At 46.8% G+C, this 3,424-nt stretch carries 1 protein-coding gene; it reads right to left on the bottom strand.

All coding sequences use genetic code 11. The features are described from left to right. On the bottom strand, nucleotides 1–3,424 hold a 3,424-nt coding region (locus Q0236_RS11975), incomplete at both ends, for a diguanylate cyclase (RefSeq protein ID WP_297918358.1).

Below are 3,424 nucleotides of genomic sequence, written 5' to 3'. Positions count from 1 at the left end.
TGCGATCCAGAGCCTTGGCGATAAAATTTCCCTGCAGATAGTTAAATTTCAAATTGTTTAAGAGCCGCAGCGATAGCGCGTTTTCGACCCCTTGAGCACCCAGAGCGAATCCAAACTCCCGCTTTAGCTTGCCCGTGATCTCCACCATCGTTCGGATAGCATTTTTTTTCTTGCCTATGTCAAGGCAGAGCTCGCGGTCGATTTTAACGACATCGAAAGGCTGGGCGTTCAGGAATGGGATATTGCTTTTATTTGCACTATTAAGAGCAAATTTAACCCCAAGATCTGCATAACGCCCACGCGCAGGGGCGAATTCCTTAAAATTTTGCTCGCTAAAATCGGTTATCTCAAACATCAACTCGCCTTTTGCATTAGCTCTATCTCGCAAGCTGTGAGCTACGAAATCGTAAAATTCGTCGTTTGCAAGCACGGCTAAACTTACGTTTATAGAGCAGTTTGCACCCGTTTGAGCATTAAATTCCATCATCTTTGAAAACGCAAATTTTGAGATCGGCAACTCAAATCGAGGCTCGCTTAATATCTGCGCAAAATCCTGCGGGGCAAGAATTCCGCGCTTTCCGCGATCCCAGCGTAAAAGCAGCTCATATCCATAAATCTGTGCGCCGCTAATGATCGGCTGATAGAGCACGAAAAACTCCCCCTCTTCGATCGCCGCAGCAATCCCTTCCTCGCTAGGTTCATCTGCTTCGGCGCGCTCAAAGATGCAGTAGCGGTTTTTGCCGCTCGTTTTGGCGCGATACATCGCCCTATCCGCGCGCGATAAAAGTCCTGGAAAATCGATCTTTTCGCTGCCGTCGTAAAACGCCGCGCCCACGCTGATGCTCGCGCTAATCTCGTTGCCTTTAAGATTAAATTTCATCTTTGAAATTCCAAGCAATCGCTGCAAAAGCATATGCGCGGCCTGCTCGTCCTTTAGATCGCCGATGATGGCGCCGAACTCATCGCCGCCGAGGCGCGCCAAGATATCTCCCTTGCGCAGCAGCCCGCTCATCGCCTTTGAGATCGCTTGCAAAAACATATCGCCGACCTCGTGCCCGTAGGTGTCGTTGATCGCCTTAAAGCCGTCAAAATCGATGAAAAGCACCGCCATAAGCTTGGAATTTTCGCCCGAGTTTGCCGTAAATCTCTGCGCAGCCTTCATAAAATACACTCTATTCGGAAGCCCAGTAAGCGCGTCGTGGTGAGCAATCTTAGCTAGCTCGCTCTCCTTTTGCTTGATCTGCGAAATTTCGGTAAACATCAAGATGAAATTTGAAGTAAGCGAGAAATCGTCCTTGATCGCGATCGCCGTAAATAGCGCGGGGAAGGTGCCGCCGTCCTTTTTCAGCCCGTAAATTTCATCTTTGTAGGAAGTCTGCTTGCCGATCAAATTTTTTCCGATCTTCCCCATCACATCAGCCCCGCCCTCCGTAGGAGCGAAGAAATTTGGAATTTTGCCGATGGTTTGGCTTTCGCTATAGCCGGTGATTTCATAAAAGGCGTTATTAGCGCGCAGCACGCGACCGCTCTCATCTGTGATTAAGATCGCCTCTAGCGAGCGCGAAAAGACGTTGGCGTTTAAATTTAACTCCAGCTCCGTCTGTTTGCGCGAGCTGATATCTTCGAGCGTAGTTTTTACAAGGCGAGAGCGAGAGCCGTGCTTTTCGGTGACGTAGCCTTGCATACTGATCCAAGTATAGGCATTAGCGGCATTTCGCAGACGGAATTCGCAGCTAAAATCGCTCCTAAGCCCAGCGGTGCATTCGCGGATCATTTTATTGAAATTCTCTAAATCCGCGAAGTAAATTTCATAACTAAACTCCCCAAAGCTCATCGCAGTGTTTAGCCTTTTGCCGCGATATTTTAAAATTTTAAAGTAATTTTTATCAAACGACAGCGTCTGCGCATCAAGATCGATTAAGCAGGTGCAAAAATTCCTAGTCTCGATTACGGTGCGGTAAAAGTCCAAATCCTCCTGCAAGCCGCGGATCGCCTTAACATCGTTATCAATATTTTGAAAATAAAACGCAGCCCTGGCGGCGGACTTTTTGACATAGATGCTCACTTCGTAGCTATAGCGGATATTGTCATTGTGGCGAATTTTATAGCTTTGAGAAAAGCTTAGCTCTTCTGCGGGCATATCGGCTAAGCGGTTTAAAATTTCATTTTTAGCCTCATTCGCATCCTTTTCATCCAGCAAATCCCATAGCCTTATCTCGCCGCTTAAAAACTGCGCCGCTTCGTAACCCCAAAGCTCTTTTATATTTTTACTAGCATCTACGATCTTGCCCGAAGTGTAGTCAAACACGAGCGTAACGATAGGCGCGTGATTTAAATACTCATATTTTTGCTTAGTTTCATCGTAAAATCTGCGATATTTCGACGCATCCAGCACCACAAAAAGGGTTGAAATTTTACTTCCGTCGCGGATATAAGATTTTTTAACATAAAGGTCTTTGACGCCATTTTTGGTCTCTTGGCGGGTTACGACATAGTTTTCTTTGACATAGTTTGCGCGCTGGGTTTGATAGGCGTGATCGTAAAACGAGCCTGCTTGCAGCGCGAATATATTCCGTCCTACGACGTCATCGCCGTAAAGCTCGCGTGCGCCGTTGCTAGCGCTTTCGATCGTGCCTGCAACGTTATCGATGCTAAGCACCGAAAGGGAGCTGTATTTTAGCGCATCTTTAAAGCTGAGGCTAAAATCGCCGTGGCGCAAATTGGACTTCAAAACCTCATCTATGGATTTAGAAATTTCTAAGACGGAGTTCAGAGGATTTAGTGCTTCTATATCGCGAATTTTGGAGTGGTAATCCCCTTGGCGCAGAGCGTTTTGAACTGCCGCAAGCGGGATAAAAACGCGCTTTTTTAAAAACGTAAAATTTGAAATTAGAAGGATTAAATAAGCTAAAATCGCTGCTGCTAGCGCTACGACGATAAAATCGTCCGCGCCCAAAAAATAGCCGGCTCGTTCGCGAGCCATTACGAAATTATCCCCAAATTTCGCAAGATAGGCAAAGCTTAGCCCAGATTCGTCTTCAAAGCTTACCACTTCGCCTAGGCGCGAAAAATCAAAATCCTGCCCTAATATATCGGTTACGCTGCCAGGAGCGTTAAAAAATTTACCTTCGGCGTTAAAGACCAAAATATCTCCCAGCGAAGAGAGCCTGGCAATCGGCCTAGCGGTGTTGGCAAAACCTAGCAGATATGAATCAGCGTTTACGCGCTTGATTAAAAAATACCGCCACGCCCCATCCATCATCATATAGCGCGATACCCATTCATCCTTTTTTAGCTCGCTTGCGATATCCGCAAGTCGTATCTCGCCAAGATCCGAAATGCGCGCATCCGATGAAAAATGCGCCAAGCTCTCCTGTTCCGCACCGTGGGTACGCAGATAAAAAATAGCGTCAAATCTATGAGA

It is taken from the genome of uncultured Campylobacter sp. (genome assembly GCF_938031315.1).
In the GTDB taxonomy this organism is placed as follows: domain Bacteria; phylum Campylobacterota; class Campylobacteria; order Campylobacterales; family Campylobacteraceae; genus Campylobacter_B.
The sequence above is the reverse complement of the archived record's forward strand: the minus strand, read 5'-3'. Positions and strand labels throughout refer to the sequence as shown.